At 72.1% G+C, this 19,066-nt stretch carries 15 protein-coding genes; 9 read left to right on the top strand and 6 right to left on the bottom strand.

Annotated features, from left to right (window positions below; translation table 11 throughout):
* Positions 1 to 183: 183 nt before the first annotated feature.
* The 4 genes from LWJ43_RS30540 to LWJ43_RS30555 all read right to left on the bottom strand — a co-directional run bounded on the left by LWJ43_RS30540 (position 184) and on the right by LWJ43_RS30555 (position 5,187).
* The gene (locus LWJ43_RS30540; RefSeq protein WP_277335401.1) at positions 184 to 1,629 is read right to left on the bottom strand and encodes a glyceraldehyde-3-phosphate dehydrogenase; all 1,446 of its coding nucleotides are present in this window, start codon (positions 1,627 to 1,629) and stop codon (positions 184 to 186) included.
* A gap of 232 nt (positions 1,630 to 1,861) precedes the next feature.
* Positions 1,862 to 2,374, bottom strand: coding sequence for a MarR family winged helix-turn-helix transcriptional regulator (locus LWJ43_RS30545; RefSeq protein WP_277335402.1), 513 nt, complete (start codon positions 2,372 to 2,374; stop codon positions 1,862 to 1,864).
* A gap of 230 nt (positions 2,375 to 2,604) precedes the next feature.
* Entirely contained in the window at positions 2,605 to 4,263 is a 1,659-nt protein-coding gene (locus LWJ43_RS30550) for an FAD-dependent oxidoreductase (protein WP_277335403.1), read from the bottom strand.
* Between the two features lie 9 nt (positions 4,264 to 4,272).
* Entirely contained in the window at positions 4,273 to 5,187 is a 915-nt protein-coding gene (locus LWJ43_RS30555) for an AurF N-oxygenase family protein (RefSeq protein ID WP_277335404.1), read from the bottom strand.
* Between the two features lie 462 nt (positions 5,188 to 5,649).
* Here LWJ43_RS30555 and LWJ43_RS30560 point away from each other — a divergent pair, with 462 nt between their 5' ends.
* From LWJ43_RS30560 to LWJ43_RS30570, 3 genes are read left to right on the top strand one after another with little or no spacing between them, the layout of a single operon-like run.
* Complete coding sequence (locus LWJ43_RS30560) at positions 5,650 to 6,990, top strand: extracellular solute-binding protein (protein WP_277335405.1); 1,341 nt, start codon at positions 5,650 to 5,652, stop codon at positions 6,988 to 6,990.
* A complete protein-coding gene (locus LWJ43_RS30565; RefSeq protein ID WP_277335406.1) occupies positions 6,987 to 7,949 on the top strand; it encodes a carbohydrate ABC transporter permease in 963 nt (320 codons plus the stop codon). Before LWJ43_RS30560 ends, LWJ43_RS30565 begins: the two co-directional genes overlap by 4 nt.
* Positions 7,946 to 8,845: a carbohydrate ABC transporter permease gene (locus tag LWJ43_RS30570; protein ID WP_277335407.1), complete on the top strand. Its 900-nt coding sequence runs from the start codon at positions 7,946 to 7,948 to the stop codon at positions 8,843 to 8,845. Before LWJ43_RS30565 ends, LWJ43_RS30570 begins: the two co-directional genes overlap by 4 nt.
* 39 nt (positions 8,846 to 8,884) lie before the next feature.
* Here LWJ43_RS30570 and LWJ43_RS30575 read toward each other — a convergent pair whose 3' ends face one another.
* Entirely contained in the window at positions 8,885 to 9,772 is an 888-nt protein-coding gene (locus LWJ43_RS30575) for a UbiA family prenyltransferase (RefSeq protein ID WP_277335408.1), read from the bottom strand.
* Positions 9,773 to 9,891: 119 nt separating this feature from the next.
* On the opposite strand from LWJ43_RS30575, the gene LWJ43_RS30580 reads away from it, so the two are divergent.
* The 6 genes from LWJ43_RS30580 to LWJ43_RS30605 all read left to right on the top strand — a co-directional run bounded on the left by LWJ43_RS30580 (position 9,892) and on the right by LWJ43_RS30605 (position 18,376).
* The gene (locus tag LWJ43_RS30580; protein ID WP_277336036.1) at positions 9,892 to 10,950 is read left to right on the top strand and encodes a type III polyketide synthase; all 1,059 of its coding nucleotides are present in this window, start codon (positions 9,892 to 9,894) and stop codon (positions 10,948 to 10,950) included.
* Positions 10,951 to 10,963: 13 nt separating this feature from the next.
* On the top strand, positions 10,964 to 11,491 hold the full coding sequence (locus LWJ43_RS30585) for an isoprenylcysteine carboxyl methyltransferase family protein (RefSeq protein ID WP_277335409.1): 528 nt from the start codon (positions 10,964 to 10,966) through the stop codon (positions 11,489 to 11,491).
* Positions 11,488 to 12,501, top strand: a complete 1,014-nt coding sequence (locus LWJ43_RS30590; RefSeq protein ID WP_277335410.1) for an NAD(P)/FAD-dependent oxidoreductase — start codon at positions 11,488 to 11,490, stop codon at positions 12,499 to 12,501. The genes LWJ43_RS30585 and LWJ43_RS30590 overlap by 4 nt, the downstream gene beginning before the upstream one ends.
* A gap of 44 nt (positions 12,502 to 12,545) precedes the next feature.
* Complete coding sequence (locus LWJ43_RS30595) at positions 12,546 to 13,292, top strand: YqjF family protein (RefSeq protein ID WP_277335411.1); 747 nt, start codon at positions 12,546 to 12,548, stop codon at positions 13,290 to 13,292.
* 180 nt (positions 13,293 to 13,472) lie between these two features.
* The gene (locus tag LWJ43_RS30600; protein WP_277335412.1) at positions 13,473 to 15,587 is read left to right on the top strand and encodes an MMPL family transporter; all 2,115 of its coding nucleotides are present in this window, start codon (positions 13,473 to 13,475) and stop codon (positions 15,585 to 15,587) included.
* A gap of 86 nt (positions 15,588 to 15,673) precedes the next feature.
* Positions 15,674 to 18,376 carry a SpoIIE family protein phosphatase gene (locus LWJ43_RS30605; RefSeq protein WP_277335413.1) on the top strand — a complete coding sequence of 901 codons (2,703 nt, stop codon included), beginning with the start codon at positions 15,674 to 15,676 and terminating at the stop codon, positions 18,374 to 18,376.
* Positions 18,377 to 18,391: 15 nt separating this feature from the next.
* Here the strand turns inward: LWJ43_RS30605 and LWJ43_RS30610 are convergent, their stop codons facing one another.
* The gene (locus tag LWJ43_RS30610; RefSeq protein ID WP_277335414.1) at positions 18,392 to 19,042 is read right to left on the bottom strand and encodes a class I SAM-dependent methyltransferase; all 651 of its coding nucleotides are present in this window, start codon (positions 19,040 to 19,042) and stop codon (positions 18,392 to 18,394) included.
* Positions 19,043 to 19,066 lie beyond the last annotated feature (24 nt).

Below are 19,066 nucleotides of genomic sequence, written 5' to 3' on the forward strand. Positions count from 1 at the left end.
GGACCGTCCCTTTGAATCGACTCAACCGGGACGGACCATAACCGTGGTGTGATGCCCTCACAAGAGGATGCGCGGAAGAGGGCACAGGGGGAGGGGGGGTGGCACGGTGCGTGGGACGCCCGGAGCGCCTCGAAAGGCCGCGGCCGGCGGTTCCCCGCACGGGGGAGCCGCCGGCCGGAGAAATCAGGCCGCCGGGGCCGGGTAGGTCGGGTACTCGACTCCCGAGACGTGCTGAACCACCCGGATGACCTGGGAGGAGTAGCCGAACTCGTTGTCGTACCAGAGGTAGAGGATCGCGTTGTCGCCCTCGACCTTCGTGGCGCCCGCGTCGACGATCGACGCGTGGCGCGAGCCGATGAAGTCGCTCGACACCGCGTCGGGGGCGGTGATGAAGTCGATCTGACGCCTGAGCGGTGAGGTCAGCGACACGTTGCGGAGGTACTCGAGGACCTCCTCGCGGTTGGTTCCCCGTGCCAGCTGCAGGTTCAGGATCGCGATCGAGACGTCCGGCACCGGGACGCGGATCGAGCTGCCGGTGATCTTCGCGTCGAGGTCGGGCAGCGCCTTGGTGACGGCTGACGCGGCACCCGTCTCGGTGATGACCATGTTGAGCGGCGCGGACCGGCCGCGACGGTCGGAGTTGTGGTAATTGTCCAGCAGGTTCTGGTCGTTGGTGAACGAGTGGACGGTCTCGACGTGGCCGCGCAGCACGCCGTACTCGTCGGCCATCGCCTTCAGCGGCGGGACGATGGCGTTGGTGGTGCAGGAGGCGCAGGAGATGATCTGCTCGTCCGGCTTGATCATGTCCTGGTTGACGCCGTGCACGATGTTGGGGACGTCGCCCTTGCCCGGGGCGGTCAGGACGACCTTCGCGATGCCGGGGCGGAGGTGCCGGGAGAGGCCCTCGCGGTCGCGCCAGCGGCCCGTGTTGTCGATGAGGATGGCGTCCTTGATGCCGTGCGCCGTGTAGTCCACGGCGGTCGGGTCGTCCGAGTAGATCACCTGGATCTCGTTGCCGTTGGCGATGATCCTGCTGTTCGCCTCGTCGACGGTGATCGTGCCCTGGAACTGGCCGTGGATGGAGTCGCGGCGCAGCAGTGAGGCGCGCTTCACGATGTCCTGTCCGGCGCCCTGGCGCACGACGATGGCGCGGAGGCGCAGGCCGTTGCCGGAGCCGGTCTTCTCGATGAGCAGCCGGGCCAGGAGCCGGCCGATGCGGCCGAAGCCGTAGAGGACCACGTCGCGCGGCTCGCGGCGCTCCGTCTTGTTGTCGCCCGTCGCGCCGGCCACGGCCTCGGCGGTGAAGTCGCCCACCGACAGACCGCGGTCGTCGGTCCGGTACGCCGCCGCGAGGATGCCGAGGTCGATCTGCGACGGGCCGAGGTCGAGCGAGATGAGCGCGTGCAGGAAAGGCATCGTCTCGGTGACCGAGAGCTCCTCGCCGGCTATCTGCCGGGCGAACCGGTGGGTCTTGAGGATGCTGACCACCGACTTGTTCACCAGGGAACGGCTGTGGATCAGGATCGTGACGTCCCGCTCCCTGTGCAGCTTCCCGATGAGCGGGATCATCGACTCCGCGATCTCCTCGCGGGTCTTCCAATTGGTGAACGAGTCCTCGGTGGCAGTCACAAGTCCATCTTTCGAGCTAGGCGGTGCTCATATGTTAACCGCACCCGACTTTTGATCAAGTGGTCGGTGCCCTTGCCGGCCCCGGCCAGGTCGAAATGTCGCTTTGGGATGGAAAGGACAGCCTGGTGTCCCGGCCTCCCGTTCGCGGACGAGCCGGCCGGCCCGCCCGTCCCCGCTCGCAGTGGCGGGAACCGGCGTGAGCGGAACCGGGGCTGCCGCGCGGCCGGCCGGTTCACCGCGTGGGCAGGTTGTCCCGGTCCTGTTCGAGATGGGTGTGGACACGTCGCAGCAGAGCGGCGAACCGGTCGCGTTCCTCGTGGGTGAGCGGGGCGAGGAGGTCCGCCTCGGTGGCGGACACGTCGGAGTCCAACCGGGTCAGGGCGCTCCCGCCCGCGGGTGTCAGGGTCACCTCGATGCGACGGCGGTCCGAGGGGTCGCGGGCGCACTCCACGTAGCCTGCCGCCTCCAGGTCGGTGACGGTCCTGGTCAGATCGCTCTGGTTCATGTCCAGACGCGAGGCGAGATTCCCCTTGGACAGGGGGCCGGCGTCCTCGAGCATGGCCAGGACGGTCAGGTGCCACAGCCGCAGTCCGTGAGCCGTCAGCGTGTCGGTGAGTCTCCGGCGCGCGGCCTTGCCCGTCGCGTACATGAGATAGGCGTTGAGGTCCAGCACGCTCGACGGCGTCAGGCCGGCGGTCCGGGAACCGTGCGCGGTCCCCGGGGACGGGGTGCTCTGCTGGTGCATGGTTCTTCCTGACGTGGCGACACGTGGTGACAGCCGGGATCCGAACACGACGACCCGCACGGGTCGGGTCTTCTCGCAACGACGACGAAGCTCGGTGAAGCAAGCCTAACCTAAGCGCGTAATGCCCGCTGCTGGAAGAGGAGTTGACGGTCAGTTCGTGGAACGTCGAGGGGACACGCGAAAGCCCGGCCCGCCGATGTCCTCGGCGGGCCGGGCCGGCCCGGTCCGGCTCAGCCGGGAATCCGGCGACGACCGCCCCTCGCCGCCGCCACCAGCTCGGGGAGGGTCGCCAGCTTGACCCTGGGCCGGCCGTCGCGGCGGCCCAGGGCCAGCTCGACGCGCTCGATCTCCGCCATGCCGCGGGCGTCCACGATGTGCCGGTTGCGGCGGCGCGCGAGCCGCCGGAACGCCTTGGCCCCGTGCTCCGGGGCGGGCAGCGCGCCGCCGACGGCGTCGTCCAGCAGTGTGCCCACGGTCTCGGCCGCGCAGGTCCGGTTGGCCCCGATGCCGCCCGAGGGGCCGCGCTTGATCCATCCCACGACGTACGTCCCCGGCCGGCCCGCCACCCGGCCGGCCTCGTGCGGCACGGTGCCCGTCGCCTCGTCGAACGGCAGCCCGGTGACCGGCAGTCCGCGCTGCCCGACGGCCCGCAGCAGCAGTCCGGCGGGAATCTCCCGGCCGTCCTGCGCGTCCGCGCCGTCCGTGACCCGGACCGCGCCGACCGCCCCTTCCCCGACCGCCTCCAGCGGCGCGGAGTGGAAGCGGAACACGATGCGTCGCCCCGCCGTCGGCGGACGAGTCCAGTCCACCGCCTCCCGGGCCACGTCCCGCAGCAGTGCGGCCCGGTCGCCCGGCGCGGCGGCGTCGATCGCCGCGCCGGTCCGCGGGTCGTGGTCGTCGACGACCAGCTCCACACCCTCCAGGTGCTTGAGCGCGAGCAGTTCGGACGCGGTGTACGCCGCGTCCTCGGGCCCCCGCCGCCCCAGCAGCACCACCTCGCGCACCGAGCCGGCGCGAAGCGCCTCCAGCGCGTGGCGGGCGATGTCGCCCCTGGCCAGCGCCTCCGGGTCGGAGACCAGGATCCGTGCCGCGTCGAGGGCGACGTTCCCGTTGCCGACCACGACGACCCGCTCCGCGGACAGGTCCACGGCGTCCGGAGCGACCTCGGGGTGGGCGTTGTACCAGGAGACGAGCGTCGTCGCGCAGATGCTGCCGGGCAGGTCCTCGCCGGGGATGCCGAGCCGCCGGCCCGCCGAGGCACCGACGGCGTAGATCACCGCGTCGTGGTGTGCGGCGAGTTCCTCCGGCGTGATGTCACGGCCCACTTCGAGACCGAGGTGCATGCGTACCCGTGGATGCGCGTGGAACCTGGCGAACGTGTCGCCGGCCTTCCTCGTGGACAGATGGTCGGGCGCCACGCCGTAGCGGATGAGCCCGCCCGCCACGGGCAGCCGGTCGATCAGCGTCACCTCGGCCGAGGTGTGCAGCAGCAGGTCCTCGGCCGCGTACATCCCCGCCGGCCCCGTGCCCACCACCGCGACCCGGAGCGGTGCGAAGTCCGACGGCAGGCTGCGCTTGAAGGACGGTTCGCCCCACACGTGGAAGTTCGGCCCCTCGGGGTCCTGTCCGGCTTCCCGGCCCGCGAAGTACTCCGCGTTGACCGGACCGTACTCCGCCTGTGCGGCGGGGAGGCTGTCCACGGGGAAGACCGCCTCCACCGGGCAGGCGTCGGCGCAGGCGCCGCAGTCGATACAGGACCCGGGGTCGATGTACAGCATCTCCGTCCGGCCGAAGTCGGGCTCCTCCGGCGTCGGATGGATGCAGTTGACGGGGCACACCGAGACACAGGTGGCGTCGCTGCAGCACGTCTGGGTGATGGCGTAGGTCATGTCGTCCGCTCAGATCAGATGGGCACGCTTGTAGAACACCAGTGCGGGCTTGGTGAGCAGTCGGGCGGAGGCCAGGAAGTCCATCAGGCCCGAACAGCTCGAGCGCATCATCGACTTGTGGTGCTCATTGGCCTTCGCCTCGTCCCGGGCGCGCTTCCCGTCGAGTCCGGCGTTGGCGTAGACGTCCTTGTTCACCATGCTGGTGACGATGACGTACGACGCGATCGCGATCACGAGGGCGTTGATCCGGCGCCGCACGGGGCCCGCACCGCTGAGGTGCTTGCGGGTCTCGGCCCGGGCGAACTTCATGTGCCGGGACTCCTCGACGACATGGATGTTGTTGATGGTGCGGACGAAGGGCACCACCCGTTCGTCCCGCATCCAGTCGCGCTGCATGACGTCGAGGACCTCCTCGGCGACGAGGATCGCCGCGTAGGCCGCCTCACCGAACGCCAGCGTCTTGAAGGCCCTCCCCAGCTCCACCGCGAACCGGTGCGGCCGGTACGGCGGAGCGCCCAGCTTCTGCGCGCCGCGGGCGAACATGATGGAGTGCCGGCACTCCTCGGCTATCTCCGTGAGAGCCCACTGGACGTCCGTGCTCGTGGGGTCCTTCGCGTAGACGTCCCGCAGGACCATCTGCTGCAGGATCATCTCGAACCAGATGCCGGTACTGGCCACGGACGCGGCTTCCTGGCGCGTCAGTTCCTTGCGCTGCGCCTCGGTCAGCTCGCTCCAGTACGAGGTGCCGTACAGGGTGCTCCACTCGGGGCTCGCGCCGTGGAACTCCTTGTCCAGCGGCGTGTCCCAGTCGACCTCGGTGGCGGGGTCGTAGGCCAGCGTGGCGGCCGAGTCCAGCAGGCGGCGGGTGAGGTGGTCCTCGGGCGGCCGGTCCTCTGCTTCCGGTCGAACGGTGCTGCTTGCCATGGTGCGGCTCCTCGGTTCGTCAGCGATGTCCTTGGTGCTGTCACATGTGCGTCGCCGGTGACGGCCCGTCATGTGCCGCCCTGGCGAACGGAGACGATGGCGGCGCCAGGTGAAGGACCGGTGCCGGCTCCGCCGGGCAGCCTTCCGTCTCCCTTGTTAGACGGAAGGTATAGCAAGGAGGCCGGGCGGGCCTACCCCCCAGTAAGAAATGTGCGCCGATCCCCGCGATATCTCCTCGCCCGCACCCTCGCCCGCGCGTTCCCGATCGATGACCGAGGGCTCCGCGGTGGACTCTTGTTCGCGATGTCGAACATCGTTCGCAATTTCAGCGCGAGTCATTGACGCCGCGTTGCCCCGGGCCTACGGTCCCGTCCGAAGTGACGGGCAGGGGTCGAAATATCGAACATTCCGCCCTTCTCCTCATGCGCCCCGGACCTCATCGACGAGTCGAGACGAGCCGCCATGCAACCACCCCTCCTCAGCCGGCGCCGAGCCCTCGCGGGCGGTGCCGGCGCCCTGGCCGCCGCCGGAGCACTGGGCTCCCTGTCCGGCTGCGCCGCGCCCGCGACCGCCGCGGGCCCGGGACAGACCCTGCTGCGGTACTGGCACCTGTTCGGCGGCGGCGACGGCGTCAACATGCGGGGAATGCTGGACGACTTCCGGGCCGGACACCCCGACATCGCGCTGGAGGCCGCCACCCTGCAGTGGGGCGCCCCGTACTACACCAAGCTCGGCATGGCAGGCGCCGGCGGCAGGGCCCCCGAACTCGCCGCCCTGCACCTCGCCCGCCTCGCCGGCTTCGCCCCCGGCAGGCTCCTCGACCCGTTCGACCTCGACCTGCTGGCCGGCCTCGGTGTGGACGAGAAGGACTTCCCCCCGGACATCTGGCGCCGTGGCCAGGCGGGCGGCAAGCAGTACGCCGTCCCGCTCGACACCCACCCCTTCGTCCTCTACTACCAGACCGAGGTCTGCGAGAAGGCCGGTCTCATGTCGGGGGGCCGGCTCAAGCCGATCAGCGGCGCGGACGACTTCGCCGACGCCCTGCGCGCGGCGAAGAAGGCGACCGGGCAGCCCGGGCTGGTGACCGAGACGCTCGGCCCCGACTGCATCACCCCCTGGCGGCTCTTCTCCAGCTTCTACGCCCAGACCGGCGGCACGGTGCTCTCCCCGGACGGGAAGCGCCTCGCGCTCGACGACGCCAAGGCGCTGCGCGTCCTGGAGTACCTGGCCCGGCTCGTCGAGGAGGGGCTGATGGTGCGCCGCGTCGACTACGCGGGGTCGATCGGCGTCTTCAACGGCGGGAAGACCGCGTTCCACCTCAACGGCGAGTGGGAGATCACCACCTTCAAGACCACCGGCCTCCCGTTCTCCATGACCCGCATCCCCGCGCTGTTCGGCACCGCGGCCACCCAGGCCGACTGCCACGCCTTCGTCCTGCCGCACCAGAAGGACCGGGGCGGCGCGACGAACGAGGCGGCCCACACCCTCGTCGCCTGGATGCTGAAGAACTCCGTGGCCTGGGCCCAGGGCGGCCACGTCCCCGCCTATCTGCCGGTGCTCGACGACCCCGCCTACCTCGCCCTGAAGCCGCAGTCCGAGTACCGCACGGTGATCGACGACGTGGCGCTGGACGAACCCGCGTGGTTCGCCGGCTCCGCCTCCCGCCTGTGGATCGAGCTCGGAGCCGTGTTCTCCGGGGTGCTCACCGGCTCCCGCAGCCCGCGCAACGCCCTGACCGAGGCCAAGGCCCGGCTGCGGACCCTCCTCGACACCCGCAACCCCCTCCCGGGAGCCGCGTCATGACCTCCACCACCGCGGCGGCGCCGGCACCCGTGGCGAAGCCCGCACAGGGGACGACCGGTGGTCCGGCCCGGGGCGTGCGCAGGAAGTGGACCGAGCACGGCCTGGTGTTCGTGGCGCCCTTCCTCGTCGTGTACGCCCTGTTCCTGATCTGGCCCCTCGTGTCCGGACTGGGAATGAGCCTGACCAGCGAGAACATCACCGGCTCCGGCGGGGAGTCCGTCGGCCTCGACAACTACGCCGAGGCCGTGCGCGACCCGGACGTCTGGTCCTCGCTGTGGAACACCGTCTGGTTCACGGTCCTGTCCACCGTCCCCCTCGTCGTCGTCGGCCTCGTGCTGGCCCTGCTCGCCCACCAGTTGCGCGTGGTGCAGTGGCTGTGGCGGCTCAGCTGGTTCGCGCCGTTCCTGCTGCCCTCCGGCGTCGTCTGCCTGCTGTTCCTGAACATGATCTTCCCGTCCGGCTTCGGCCTCGCCGACCAACTGCTCGCCACCGTCGGACTGACACCGGAGATCGGCTGGCTGACCGACGAGCGGTACGCGATGCTCAGCATCGTGGCGACCACCGTCTGGTGGACCGTCGGCTTCAACTTCCTGCTGTACCTGGCCGCCCTCCAGGCCGTCCCGGCGCATCTGTACGAGGCCGCCGAACTGGACGGGGCGGGCGCCTGGAAACGGCTCCTGCACATCACCCTGCCGATGCTCCGCCGCACCACGGGCCTGGTCGTGGTCCTCCAGGTACTGGCCTCGCTGAAGATCTTCGACCAGGTCTACATCATGACCGGCGGCGGCCCCGACGAGTCCACCCGGCCGATCCTCCAGTACGTCTACCAGCAGGGCTTCACGGGCTACCGCATCGGCTACGCCTCGGCCGTCTCGTACATCTTCTTCGCCCTGATCCTGACCGTCTCCCTGGTGCAGCCGCTGCTGTCCCGGCGCCGAGCTGAGGAGGCCGCGAAGTGAGCGGTTCCGCCACCGTCACCACCCGCCCCGCCCCGGGCTCCGGCCGGTCCGCCGACGCGGGGGGACGCCGCCCGCGCTGGACGCCCGGCAGGATCGCCCTGCTCGTCGTGGCCCTGCTGCTCACCGCGGCCTGGCTCCTGCCGCTCGCCTGGGCGGTCGCCACCTCCCTGAAGCCCGAGGGCGACACGACGAGGACACCGTTCTCCTGGACCGGCTCCCGCGTGACGTTCGACGCGTACAGCAAGGTCTGGGAGTCGGGCGACCTGATGGTCTGGCTGATGAATTCGGCCTACATCTCCGTCACGACCACCGTGCTGACCGTGGTGACCTGCGCGATGGCCGCGTACGGATTCACCCGCACCGACTTCCGCGGCAAGCGGCTGCTCCACGGTCTCGTGCTCGCCGGAATCATGGTGCCGCCGCAGGTCCTCATCGCGCCGCTGTTCCGGGAGATGGTCCAGCTCGGCCTGGTCGACACCTACTGGGGCGTCATCCTGCCCCAGGTCGCCGTGCCCGCAATGGTGTTCATCCTGGTCAAGTTCTTCGAGGGCGTACCGCGCGAACTCGAGGAGGCGGCCTTCGTCGACGGCGCCGGCCGCTGGCGGGTGTTCTGGACCATCGTCATACCGCTCTCCCGGCCCGTACTGGCGGCCGTGGCGATCTTCACCTTCATCTCCACCTGGAACAACTTCCTGTGGCCGTTCCTCGTGACCACCGACCCGGGCGGCATGACCCTGCCCGTCGGCCTCGTGAGCGTCCAGTCGACCTTCGGGGTGCGCTACGCCCAGATCATGGCCTCCCTCGTGATCGCCGGACTGCCGCTCCTGATCGTCTTCGCGTTCTTCCAGCGGCAGATCGTGCGCGGCATCGCGCACACCGGTTTGGCAGGCCAGTAGCGGGCACGGCACGCCTGACGGGCCGTCCGGTACGGCCCGTCAGGCGACCCCCGTACCCCGCGTCAGCAGCAGCGCCACATCGGCGGACGCCACCACGACGGTCCCCGCGAGCGCCGTCTTGCGCCAACTCCCGCCCCGCCGCGGGCCGGCGCACACCGTCGTCACCACCACGGCGCAGACCGCCACCCCGCAGAGGACTGCGACAGCGGGTCCGCCGGGAGCCCCCGGGGGGCCCAGGACCAGCACCGCGGTGGCCGCGGCCAGGGGCAGCGGGAGCAGCAGCCGGGTGCGTGCCGCCCCCAGCCGCTGGGGAAGGCCGCGGACGCCCGCCCGGAGATCCGCCTCGATGTCCGCCAGGACGTCCCCCAGATGGGCCGCGACACCGAGCAGCGCGCCCGCCGCCACCGCCCACCACGCGGGCCACGTACTCCCGGGCAGGCTGAGGGCGACCAGGCACGGCAGGCTGCCGAAACCGATCGCGTACGGCAGCCACGACAGCACGGTCTCCTTGAGCCTCAGGTTGTACGCCCACGCCGCCGCGACCCCGGTCAGATGCGCGGTCCCCGCCGCGGCACCGCACGCGAACGACATCACCACGCACAGGAACAGCGCCGTGAACGCCGCGCCCCACACCGTGCCCGGGCTCGTCGCGCCCTGGGCGACCGGTTTCCCCAGGCGGCCGGCCTCGGCGTCACGAAGCACGTCGTAGGCGTCGTTGCACCAGCCCACCGAGAGCTGCCCGGTGAGCACCGCGCCGGTGATCAGGGCCGGACGGCCGCTCCCCGGACCCGAGCCGACGGCCAGTGCCGACACGAGGACCGTCACCGCCACGACCGGTCCGGGATGGCAGGACAGCGCGAGACCCGCCCACCCGCGCGGCAGACGGGTGGCGCGAGCGGGTGCCGGCGGCCGGTCCGTGGTGTCCACGGGGCGATCGTAGGGGCCCCAGGGCGCACGAACACGGCAGCCGCGCGTCGCATATGCTCCGATTTGACCCGAGCTGTAGGCAGGATGTGGTCCATGACCTCTCCGAAGCGGTGGCCAGGGTGACCCGGATCGCGGCGGTGCACGGAGTCCTGCCACCGCACCGCCACACCCAGCGGGCCGTCACCGACATGGTGGCGCGCACCTGCCTGCCGGACGGGTCCGACCGGCGGGTGCTGGACCGGATCCACGCGAACGCCGGCGTGCGCACCCGGAACACGGTGCTGCCCCTGGAGGGTTACGCCGGACTGGACGGATTCGGGGCGGCCAACGACGTGTTCATCGGCGCCGCCGTCGACCTGGGCGCCGAAGCCGTCCGGGGCGCCCTGCGCAAGGCGGGGCTGCGGCCCGCCGACGTCGACCTGCTGATGTTCACCTCGGTCACGGGGATCGCGGCGCCCTCCATCGACGCACGACTCGTCGGACGTCTCGGTCTGCGCCCCGACGTGAAACGCCTCCCCGTCTTCGGGCTGGGCTGCGTGGCGGGGGCCGCCGGGGTGGCGCGGCTGCACGACTACCTGCTCGGCCGGCCCGGACAGGTCGCCGTCCTGCTCTCGGTCGAACTCTGCTCCCTGACCTTCCAGCGCGACGACGCGAGCGCCGCCAACCTGGTCGCGACCGCCCTGTTCGGTGACGGTGCCGCGGCCGCCGTCCTCGTCGGCGGATCCCACCCGGCGCGGGTGGACGGCCCCGAGGTGGTGGACACCCGCAGCCGTCTGTACCCGGACACCGGACACGTCATGGGATGGGACATCCGCGGCTCCGGCTTCACCGTGGTGCTCGACCCCGCAGTCCCCGACGTCGTGCGCCGGTACCTCGCCGAGGACGTCACGGGCTTCCTGGAGGAGCACGGGCTGAAGCCCAAGGACATCGCCCGCTGGATCAGTCACCCCGGCGGCCCCAAGGTCCTGGAGGCGGTCACCGACGTCCTGTCACTGCCCGAGGGAGCCCTGGACTTCACCTGGCGCTCGCTGGCCGAGACCGGGAACCTCTCCTCGTCCTCGGTCCTGCACGTCCTGCGGGACACCATGGAACAGCGCGGGCCCGAGCCGGGGGCGCCCGGCCTGCTGATGGCCATGGGGCCCGGCTTCTGCTGCGAACTGGTGCTGCTGCGCTGGTAGTCCGGAGGAACGCATGATCTGGTACACGGCCCTCGTGCTGGCCGTCGCCGCCGAGCGGGTCGCCGAGCTCGCGGTGGCGCTCCGCAACGCCCGCTGGAGCCTGGCCCGGGGCGGCACCGAGGCCGGCCGCGGGCACTACCCCGCGATGGTGGCCCTGCACACCGCGCTGCTCGTCGCGTGTCTCGCCGAGACCTGGCTGGCCGGACGCGCATTCCCGGCGCTCCTCGGCTGGACCATGATCGCGGTGGTGACCGTGGCCCAGGCCCTGCGCTGGTGGTGCGTCCGCACCCTGGGGCGTCGCTGGAACACCCGGGTCATCGTCGTCCCGGGGCTGCCCCTGGTGACCGGAGGCCCCTACCGGTGGCTGCGCCATCCCAACTACGTGGCCGTCGCCGCCGAAGGAGCGGCCCTGCCGCTGGTCCACGGCGCGTGGGTGACCGCCGTCGTGTTCACCGTGCTCAACGCGGCGCTCATGGCCGTGCGCATCCGGTGCGAGGACGGCGCGCTGGCCGCCCCGGCGGGAGCGGAGGCGCGCGCGTGATCGACATCCTGGTGGCGGGCGGCGGACCGGCCGGACTGGCGGCGGCGATCCGGGCCGCCACGGCCGGTCTGGAGGCCGTCGTGGTCGAACCCCGCCCCCTGCCCGTGGACAAGGCCTGCGGCGAAGGGATCATGCCCAGCGGGGTGGCCGCCCTGCGCGCGCTGGGGGTCACCCCGGCGGGAAGTACGCTCCGGGGGATCCGGTACGTCGAGGGCGCACGGCGGGCGGTGGCGGTCTTCCGGGGCGGGCCCGGGCTCGGGGTGCGCCGGACCGAGCTGCACGCCGCCCTGCACCGGCGCGCCGTGGAACTCGGGGTGCGCGTCGTCGTGGGGCGGGCGGGGGAGGTGCGCCAGGACGACCACGGCGTCACCACGGCGGGCCTGACGGCACGCTGGCTCATCGCCGCCGACGGCCTGCACTCCCCGGTGCGCCGCTCACTCGGCCTGGAACGCCCCTGCCCCTCGCCCCGCCGGTACGGGCTGCGCCGCCACTACCGCATCGCCCCCTGGACGGACTTCGTGGAAGTGCACTGGTCGCGCCGTGGGGAGGCGTACGTGACACCGGTGGGGGAGGAGTTGCTGGGGGTCGCCGTACTCAGCCGCCACCGGCGCTCCCACGAGCAGCACCTCACCGCCTTCCCCGCGCTCGCCCGCACGCTCCGGGGCCTGGAGGCGGGTCCCGTACGCGGCGCGGGCCCCCTGCGCCAGGTCGCGAGCGCACCGGTAGCCGGGCGGGTCCTGCTGGCCGGTGACGCGGCGGGCTACGTCGACGCGCTCACCGGCGAGGGCATCGCCCTGGCGGTGGCGACCGCGTCGGCCGCGGTCGACTGCCTCGCCGTGGGCCGGCCCGAGGCCTACCCGGCCCGCTGGGCGCGGCTGACGCGACGGCACCGGCTGCTCACCGGGGCCCTGCTCGGAGCCGCGGCGCACCCCGCGACCGCCGGGCTGATCGTGCCCGCCGCGCACCGGCTGCCCGTGCTGTTCGGCGCGGCGGTGCGCGCCCTGCAGTAGCGGTCCCGCACGCGCGCCCCCGCCCGCTCTGCCATCCTGTCCGGGTGCCGCCCACACCCCGTACGCCGCAGCCCGTCACCCCCGACCCGCCGCACCCGGCGATGAACCCGCTGATGACGCAGTCCTGGCTGGACCTGGCGTTCCTGCACTGGGCGGCCGACCCCCGGGACGTGGCGCCGCTCCTGCCCGCCGGAACCGTGCCCGACACCCTCGACGGGGTCACCTACGTCGGACTGGTCGCCTTCCGGATGCACCGCGTCGGATGGTTCCGCATCCCCGGTATCCCTTACCTGGGTACCTTCCCCGAGACCAACGTCCGGCTGTACTCCCGGGACGCGCACGGCAGACGCGGGGTGGTCTTCCGCTCGCTCGACGCCTCCAGGCTGATCCCCGTGGTGTTCGCCCGGACCGTCTTCCGGCTTCCGTACGTATGGTCCCGGATGTCGGTCCGGCGCGACGCCGACACCCTCACCTACACCAGCAGACGGCGTCTCCCCGGCCCCCGGGGCGCCCACAGCCGGATCGTGCTGCGCACCGGCGGGCGCATCGAGGCGCCCAGCGAGCTCGAGCACTTCCTCACCGCGCGCTGGGGCATGCACAGCACCCTGCACGGGCGCGCGGTGTACCTCCCGAACGCACACCCCCGCTGGCCCCTGCACCGCGCACGACTCCTGGAGTGCGACGAGAACCTGGTGACGGCGGCCGGTCTGCCGGCACCCGCCGGCGAGCCGTCGAGCGTCCTGTACTCACCGGGCGTCCGGGTGCGCTTCGGCCGCCCCGCCCACCGGTGACCGCCGCCCGGCCGACCGCCACCCCGGGGTGAGCGCCGAGCCGTACGGGCGACGGTTCACGGACGTGTGCACTGCTCCGACCGTGGCCGGCACCCGGTGGGCACGGCATGTCATCGTCCCGTGCCCTCGCGCCCCTTCTAGTCTCGCCGCCACGGGACAGGACGAAGGGGCGGGATCGGCATGCGTGGAGTGGCCCGGCTGTTGTGCGGACGCCGCACCAAATGGCTCGTCGTGGTGCTGTGGCTCGTCGTCCTCGTCGTCGCGGCACCGCTCGCGGGGAAGCTCATGGGAGCGCAGGACAACGACGCGGCCTCCTGGCTCCCCACCAGCGCCGAGTCCACGCAGGTCTGGGAGGAGTCCAAGGAGTTCCGGCCCGAGATCATCACCGCCATCGTCGTGTACGCCCGCGACGGCGGCCTGACCGCGGCGGACCGTAGCCGGATCGCCGGGGACGAGCGGCAGCTCATGACGCTCAGCGCGCACGGCGTACGGGGCGAGGAGACCCGCGGCCCCGTCTACGACAGGAAGGCCGGTCCCTCCGCCGCCCAGATCTTCGTGCCGATCACCATGGACGAGAAGGGCTGGGAACGGATCGGTCCCGCCGTCGACTCCGTACGGGACATCGTGGGGGACGGAGGCGGCGGGCTCGCGGTGCACATCACGGGCCCCGGCGGGGTCGCCGCCGACTCGGCCGACGCCTTCTCGGGCATCGACTCGACCCTGCTCCTCGCCGCACTCGCCGTGGTGATCGTGATGCTGCTGATCACGTATCGCAGCCCGACGCTGCTCGTGCTCCCGGTCGTTTCGGTCGTCGCCGCGCTCCTCACCGCGCAGGCCGTCATCTACCTGCTCGCGGCGCACGCCGGACTGACCGTGAACGGTCAGAGCGCGGGCATCCTGACCGTCCTCGTCTTCGGTGCCGGCACGGACTACGCCCTGCTGCTCGTCGCCCGCTACCGCGAGGAGCTGCGGCGCCACGAGGACCGCCACGAGGCCATGGCCCGGGCCCTGCACCGCGCCGGGCCCGCCGTGCTGGCCAGCAGCGGCACCGTGGTGCTGAGCATGCTCGTCCTCGTGGTGGCCGAGATGAACTCGACCCGTGGCCTCGGACCGGTGGCCGCGATCGGGGTGGCCATCGCGCTGATCGCCATGCTCACCCTCCTCCCGGCCCTCCTGGTGATCTTCGGCCGCTGGGTCTTCTGGCCCGTGGTCCCGCACCTCGGCACACCGGAGCCCACCGAGCACGGGTTCTGGGCGCGGACCGGTCAACGGCTGGCCGTGCACCCGCGCAGGGTCTGGGTGGTCACCGTACTGGTGCTCGCCGCCCTGTCCGTGGGGCTCGTCCAGCTGCGCGCGGCCGGACTCAGCAACGCCGACTCCTTCCCCGGCACACCGGACTCCATCGCGGGGCAGCAGATCCAGGAGCGGTACTTCCCGGCCGGTGTCGGCAGCCCTCTGGTCGTCATCGCGGCGGCGGACCGGAGCGGTCAGGTGCGTGCCGCCGTCGAGGGGACCCGCGGGGTGCTGCCGGGATCCCTCGTCGTGCCGCCCGGCGCCCGTCCCGAGAACGACGGCCGGGTGATCTTCGAAGCGACCATGTCCGACGCCGGGGACAGCAAGGCGGCCGAGCGCACCGTGGAGCGGGTCCGCGACGCCGTGCACCGGATCCCGGGAGCCGACGCGCGGGTCGGCGGCGACACGGCGGCGGCACTCGACATGGACGACGCCACCCGGCACGACAACCTGCTGATCATCCCCCTCGTGCTGCTGGTCGTACTGATCATCCTGGCGCTGGTGCTGCGCGCCCTGCTGGCACCCCTGATCCTGATCGCCACCGTCGTGCTGTCCTTCACCGCCGCCCTCGGTGTCAGCGCCCTCGCCTTCCGCCACGTCTTCGACTACGCCGGTGAGACCACGGACTTCCCGCTGTTCGTGTTCGTCTTCCTGGTGGCCCTCGGCATCGACTACAACATCTTCCTGACCACCCGGATCCGCGAGGAGGCCCTGCACCAGGGCACCCGCGCGGGCGTGGTCACCGGGCTCGCCGCCACCGGGGCGGTCATCACCTCGGCGGGCCTCGTCCTGGCCGGCACCTTCGCCGCACTCGGGACCCTTCCGGTGGTGGCCTTCGCGGAGATCGGGTTCGCGGTCGCCCTGGGCGTCCTCCTGGACACCCTGGTCGTCAGGTCCGTGCTGGTCACCTCCCTCTTCCTCGACATCGGGCCGCGTGTCTGGTGGCCGCACCGGCTCGCTCACGAGGACGGCGGGGAGGCACGGGAACCCGCGGGCGTCTGAAGGGCCGGTCCCGGGCCGCCACGGCTTCCGGGGCAGCCGCGCCGCACCGCTCGCCCGGCGTATGACCAGGGTGTAAAAAGGGGGGCATGGCCGGACGCTACGGCCGCCCGCGTTCGTTTCTCCGAATGAGAAGCGTCGCTGGTCAGGTCTTTCTCCTGCAGGTGGCGATCGTGGTGTTGCTCGTCGCTGCCTCCGCGACCGCGCTCGTGCTGCAGTCCCACGCGGACAGCGAACGCGAGGCACGCAACCGCTCGGTCGCCGTGGCGGAGGCCTTCGCCAACGGCCCGGGCATGGAAGCCGCACTGAAGAGCCCCGACCCCAGTGCCGTGCTCCAGCCGAAGGCCGAGGCGGCGCGCAAGGGGTCCGGCGTCGACTTCGTCGTCGTCCTGAACCTCGATGGCGTCCGGTACACGCACCCGCTGCCCGACCGCATCGGCAAGAAGTTCGTCGGCGACGTGGGGCCCGCCTTGGAAGGCCGGGTCGTGACCGAGAAGATCGACGGGACCATCGGTCCGCTCGTCCAGGCCGTGGTACCCGTGACCGGCGCGAACGGCCGCGTGGTGGGCCTGGTGTCCGCCGGTATCACGATCAGCAAGGTCAGCGGCGTCGCCGAGGACCAGTTCCCCCTCCTCTTCGGTTCGGCCGCCGGGATACTGCTGCTCGCGATGGGCGGCACGGCCCTCGTCACCCGCCGTCTGAAACGTCAGACGCACGGCCTCGGACCGACCGAGATGACCCGGATGTACGAGCACCACGACGCCGTTCTGCACGCCGTGCGCGAGGGCGTGGTCATCGTCGGGGGCGACGGACGGCTCCTGCTCGCCAACGACGAGGCACGACGGCTCCTCGGGATCCGTCCGGACGCCGAGGGCACGCCCGTGCCCGAACTCGGCCTCAACCCGGTGATCACCGGGATCCTGACCACGGGACGCATCGCGACCGACGAGGTGCACTCCGTGGGCGACCGTCTGCTCGCCGTCAGCCAGCGGACCACCGACCGGGACGGCGGCCCTCCCGGCACCGTCACGACGCTCCGGGACACCACGGAACTGCAGGCCCTCACCGGCAAGGCCGCCACGGCACGCGGCAGGCTGAAGCTCCTCTACGACGCGGGAACGGAGATCGGCACCGCCTTGGACGTCATACGGACGTGCGAGGAACTGGCGCAGTTCGCCACCGGGAGGTTCGCCGACTACGCCACCGTGGACCTCGCCGAGGGCGTTCTGCGCGGAGAGGAACCGACGGCCGTGCGCGCCACCACCGACGGCCTGCGCCGGTCGGCGTTCAGCGGCGCCCGCGACGACACGGGCCTGCATCCGCTGGGCTCGGTCATCCGCTTCCTGCCGTCCACGGAGATCGGGGCCGGCCTGCTCAGGGGCAGGTCCGTCCTCGACACCGACCTGGCACGGCTCTCCGGCTGGCAGCAGCAGCACCCCGAACGGGCCGAGCGCATGGTGGAGTGCGGATTCCACTCGCTGATCGCCGTCCCGATGCGGGCCAGGGGCGTGGTCCTCGGCGTGGCCATGTTCTGGCGCGCGCAGCGCCCCGAGCCGTTCGAGGACGAGGACCTGTCCGTCGCGGAGGAGATCGTCGCGCGTGCCGCGGTGAGCATGGACAACGCGCGCCGCTACTCGCGCGAGCACAACGTGGCGGTCACCCTGCAGCGCAGTCTGCTGCCGCAGGGGCTGCCCGACCAGAGTGCCATCGACGCCGCCTACCGCTACCTCCCCGCGCAGGCCGGACTCGGCGGGCTGGGCGGTGTCGGCGGCGACTGGTTCGACATCATCCCGCTGCCCGGCGCCCGGGTCGCCCTCGTCGTCGGTGACGTGGTCGGACACGGGCTCCACGCGGCCGCCACGATGGGACGCCTCCGCACGGCGGTCCACAACTTCTCCAGCCTGGATCTGCCCCCCGACGAACTGCTGTGGCACCTGGACGAACTGGTGACCCGCATCGACCTGGACGAGTCGGCCAACGGCTCCGACGGATCCGGGGTCACCGGGGCCACCTGTCTCTACGCGATCTACGACCCGGCCTCCGGCCGCTGCACCATGGCGCGGGCCGGCCACCTCCAGCCCGTGATCGTCGGTCCCGAGGGTGAGGCCGTCTTCGCGGACGTGCCCGGCGGCCCGCCCCTGGGCCTCGGCGGCATGCCCTTCGAGACCCTCGACGTACAGCTCGCACAGAACAGCAGGCTGGTCCTCTACACCGACGGGCTCGTCGAGGACCGGCGCCGCGACATCGACGAAGGGCTCGAACTGCTGCGCCGGACCCTGTCCGGGCACCCCGACCGGTCACCGGAGGAGACCTGCGAGGCCGTCCTCCGCGTCCTGGTACCCGCCAGGGCCCGTGACGACGTCGCGCTGCTGGTCGGCCGCACCCGCCGCCTCGCCGCGGAGAACGTGGCCGAGTGGGACGTCCCCTCCGACCCCTCGGCGGTCGGCCGGGTCCGCTCCGACGTGTCCCGCAAACTGGCCGAGTGGGACCTGGTCGAGGAGGCGTTCACGACCGAGCTGATCCTGAGCGAACTGGTCACCAACTCCATCCGCTACGCCACCGGGCCCATCCGCGTCCGGCTGATCCGTGACAGGACGCTCATCTGCGAGGTGTCAGACCGCAGCAGCACCTCGCCCCATCTGCGCCAGGCGGCCACCATGGACGAGGGAGGCAGAGGCCTGTTCCTCGTCGCCCAACTGGCCGAACGCTGGGGCACGCGCTACACCGACGACGGCGGCAAGGTGATCTGGACGGAACAGGTCCTGCAGCCCGGGACCGACGGGCAGCCGTGACGCGGTGCGGCCGCGTCACGCTCCCGGAGCGGCCGCTTCCCGGCGGCAGTGCAGGAAGAGGTGGGGCTCGGACACCGCCCCCGGGTGGGACGGGGTGAAGACGGTCCGCTCCTCGTCCACGACGGAGAGACCGGCCCCGGTGGCCAGCGCCCTGAAGGCCTCGGGACCGAAGCTGGTCACCCGCACCTCCTGGCCCATGAAGACGGCGCTCACGTCCTCCACGTCCAGAGGCACGGTCGCCAGCACCAGATGACCGCCCGGCCTCAGCGCCCCCGCCAGGCGACGGACGAGCGAACGCTGCTCGTCACGCGTCATCTGCAGCAGCGAGAAGTAGACGCAGACCGCGTCGAAGCCCTCCTCCTCCAGCGGGACCGCCCGGATGTCGGCGCAGCGGAAGGAGGCCGTGGGGACGCGACGGGACGCCAGTCCCACCATGACGGGCGAGACGTCGACGCCCAGCACCTCGTGCCCGGCGGCGGCGAGTACGTCGGCGGTCGGCCGGCCCGTGCCGCAGCCGACGTCCAGCACCCTGCTGCGCGGGGTCAGCCGTGCCAGCAGCCGGTCCAGGGAGGCGCGGTGCGCGGACGAGCCGGCGAAGGCCTGCTCGTAGTCGGCGCCGATGGCGTCGAACGCCTCGGCCGCGGCGTGCCGTCGACCTTCGGTCATGAGGACCTCCCCTTCCGGGCCGTC

The organism is Streptomyces sp. JH34 (genome assembly GCF_029428875.1).
Taxonomy (GTDB): domain Bacteria; phylum Actinomycetota; class Actinomycetes; order Streptomycetales; family Streptomycetaceae; genus Streptomyces.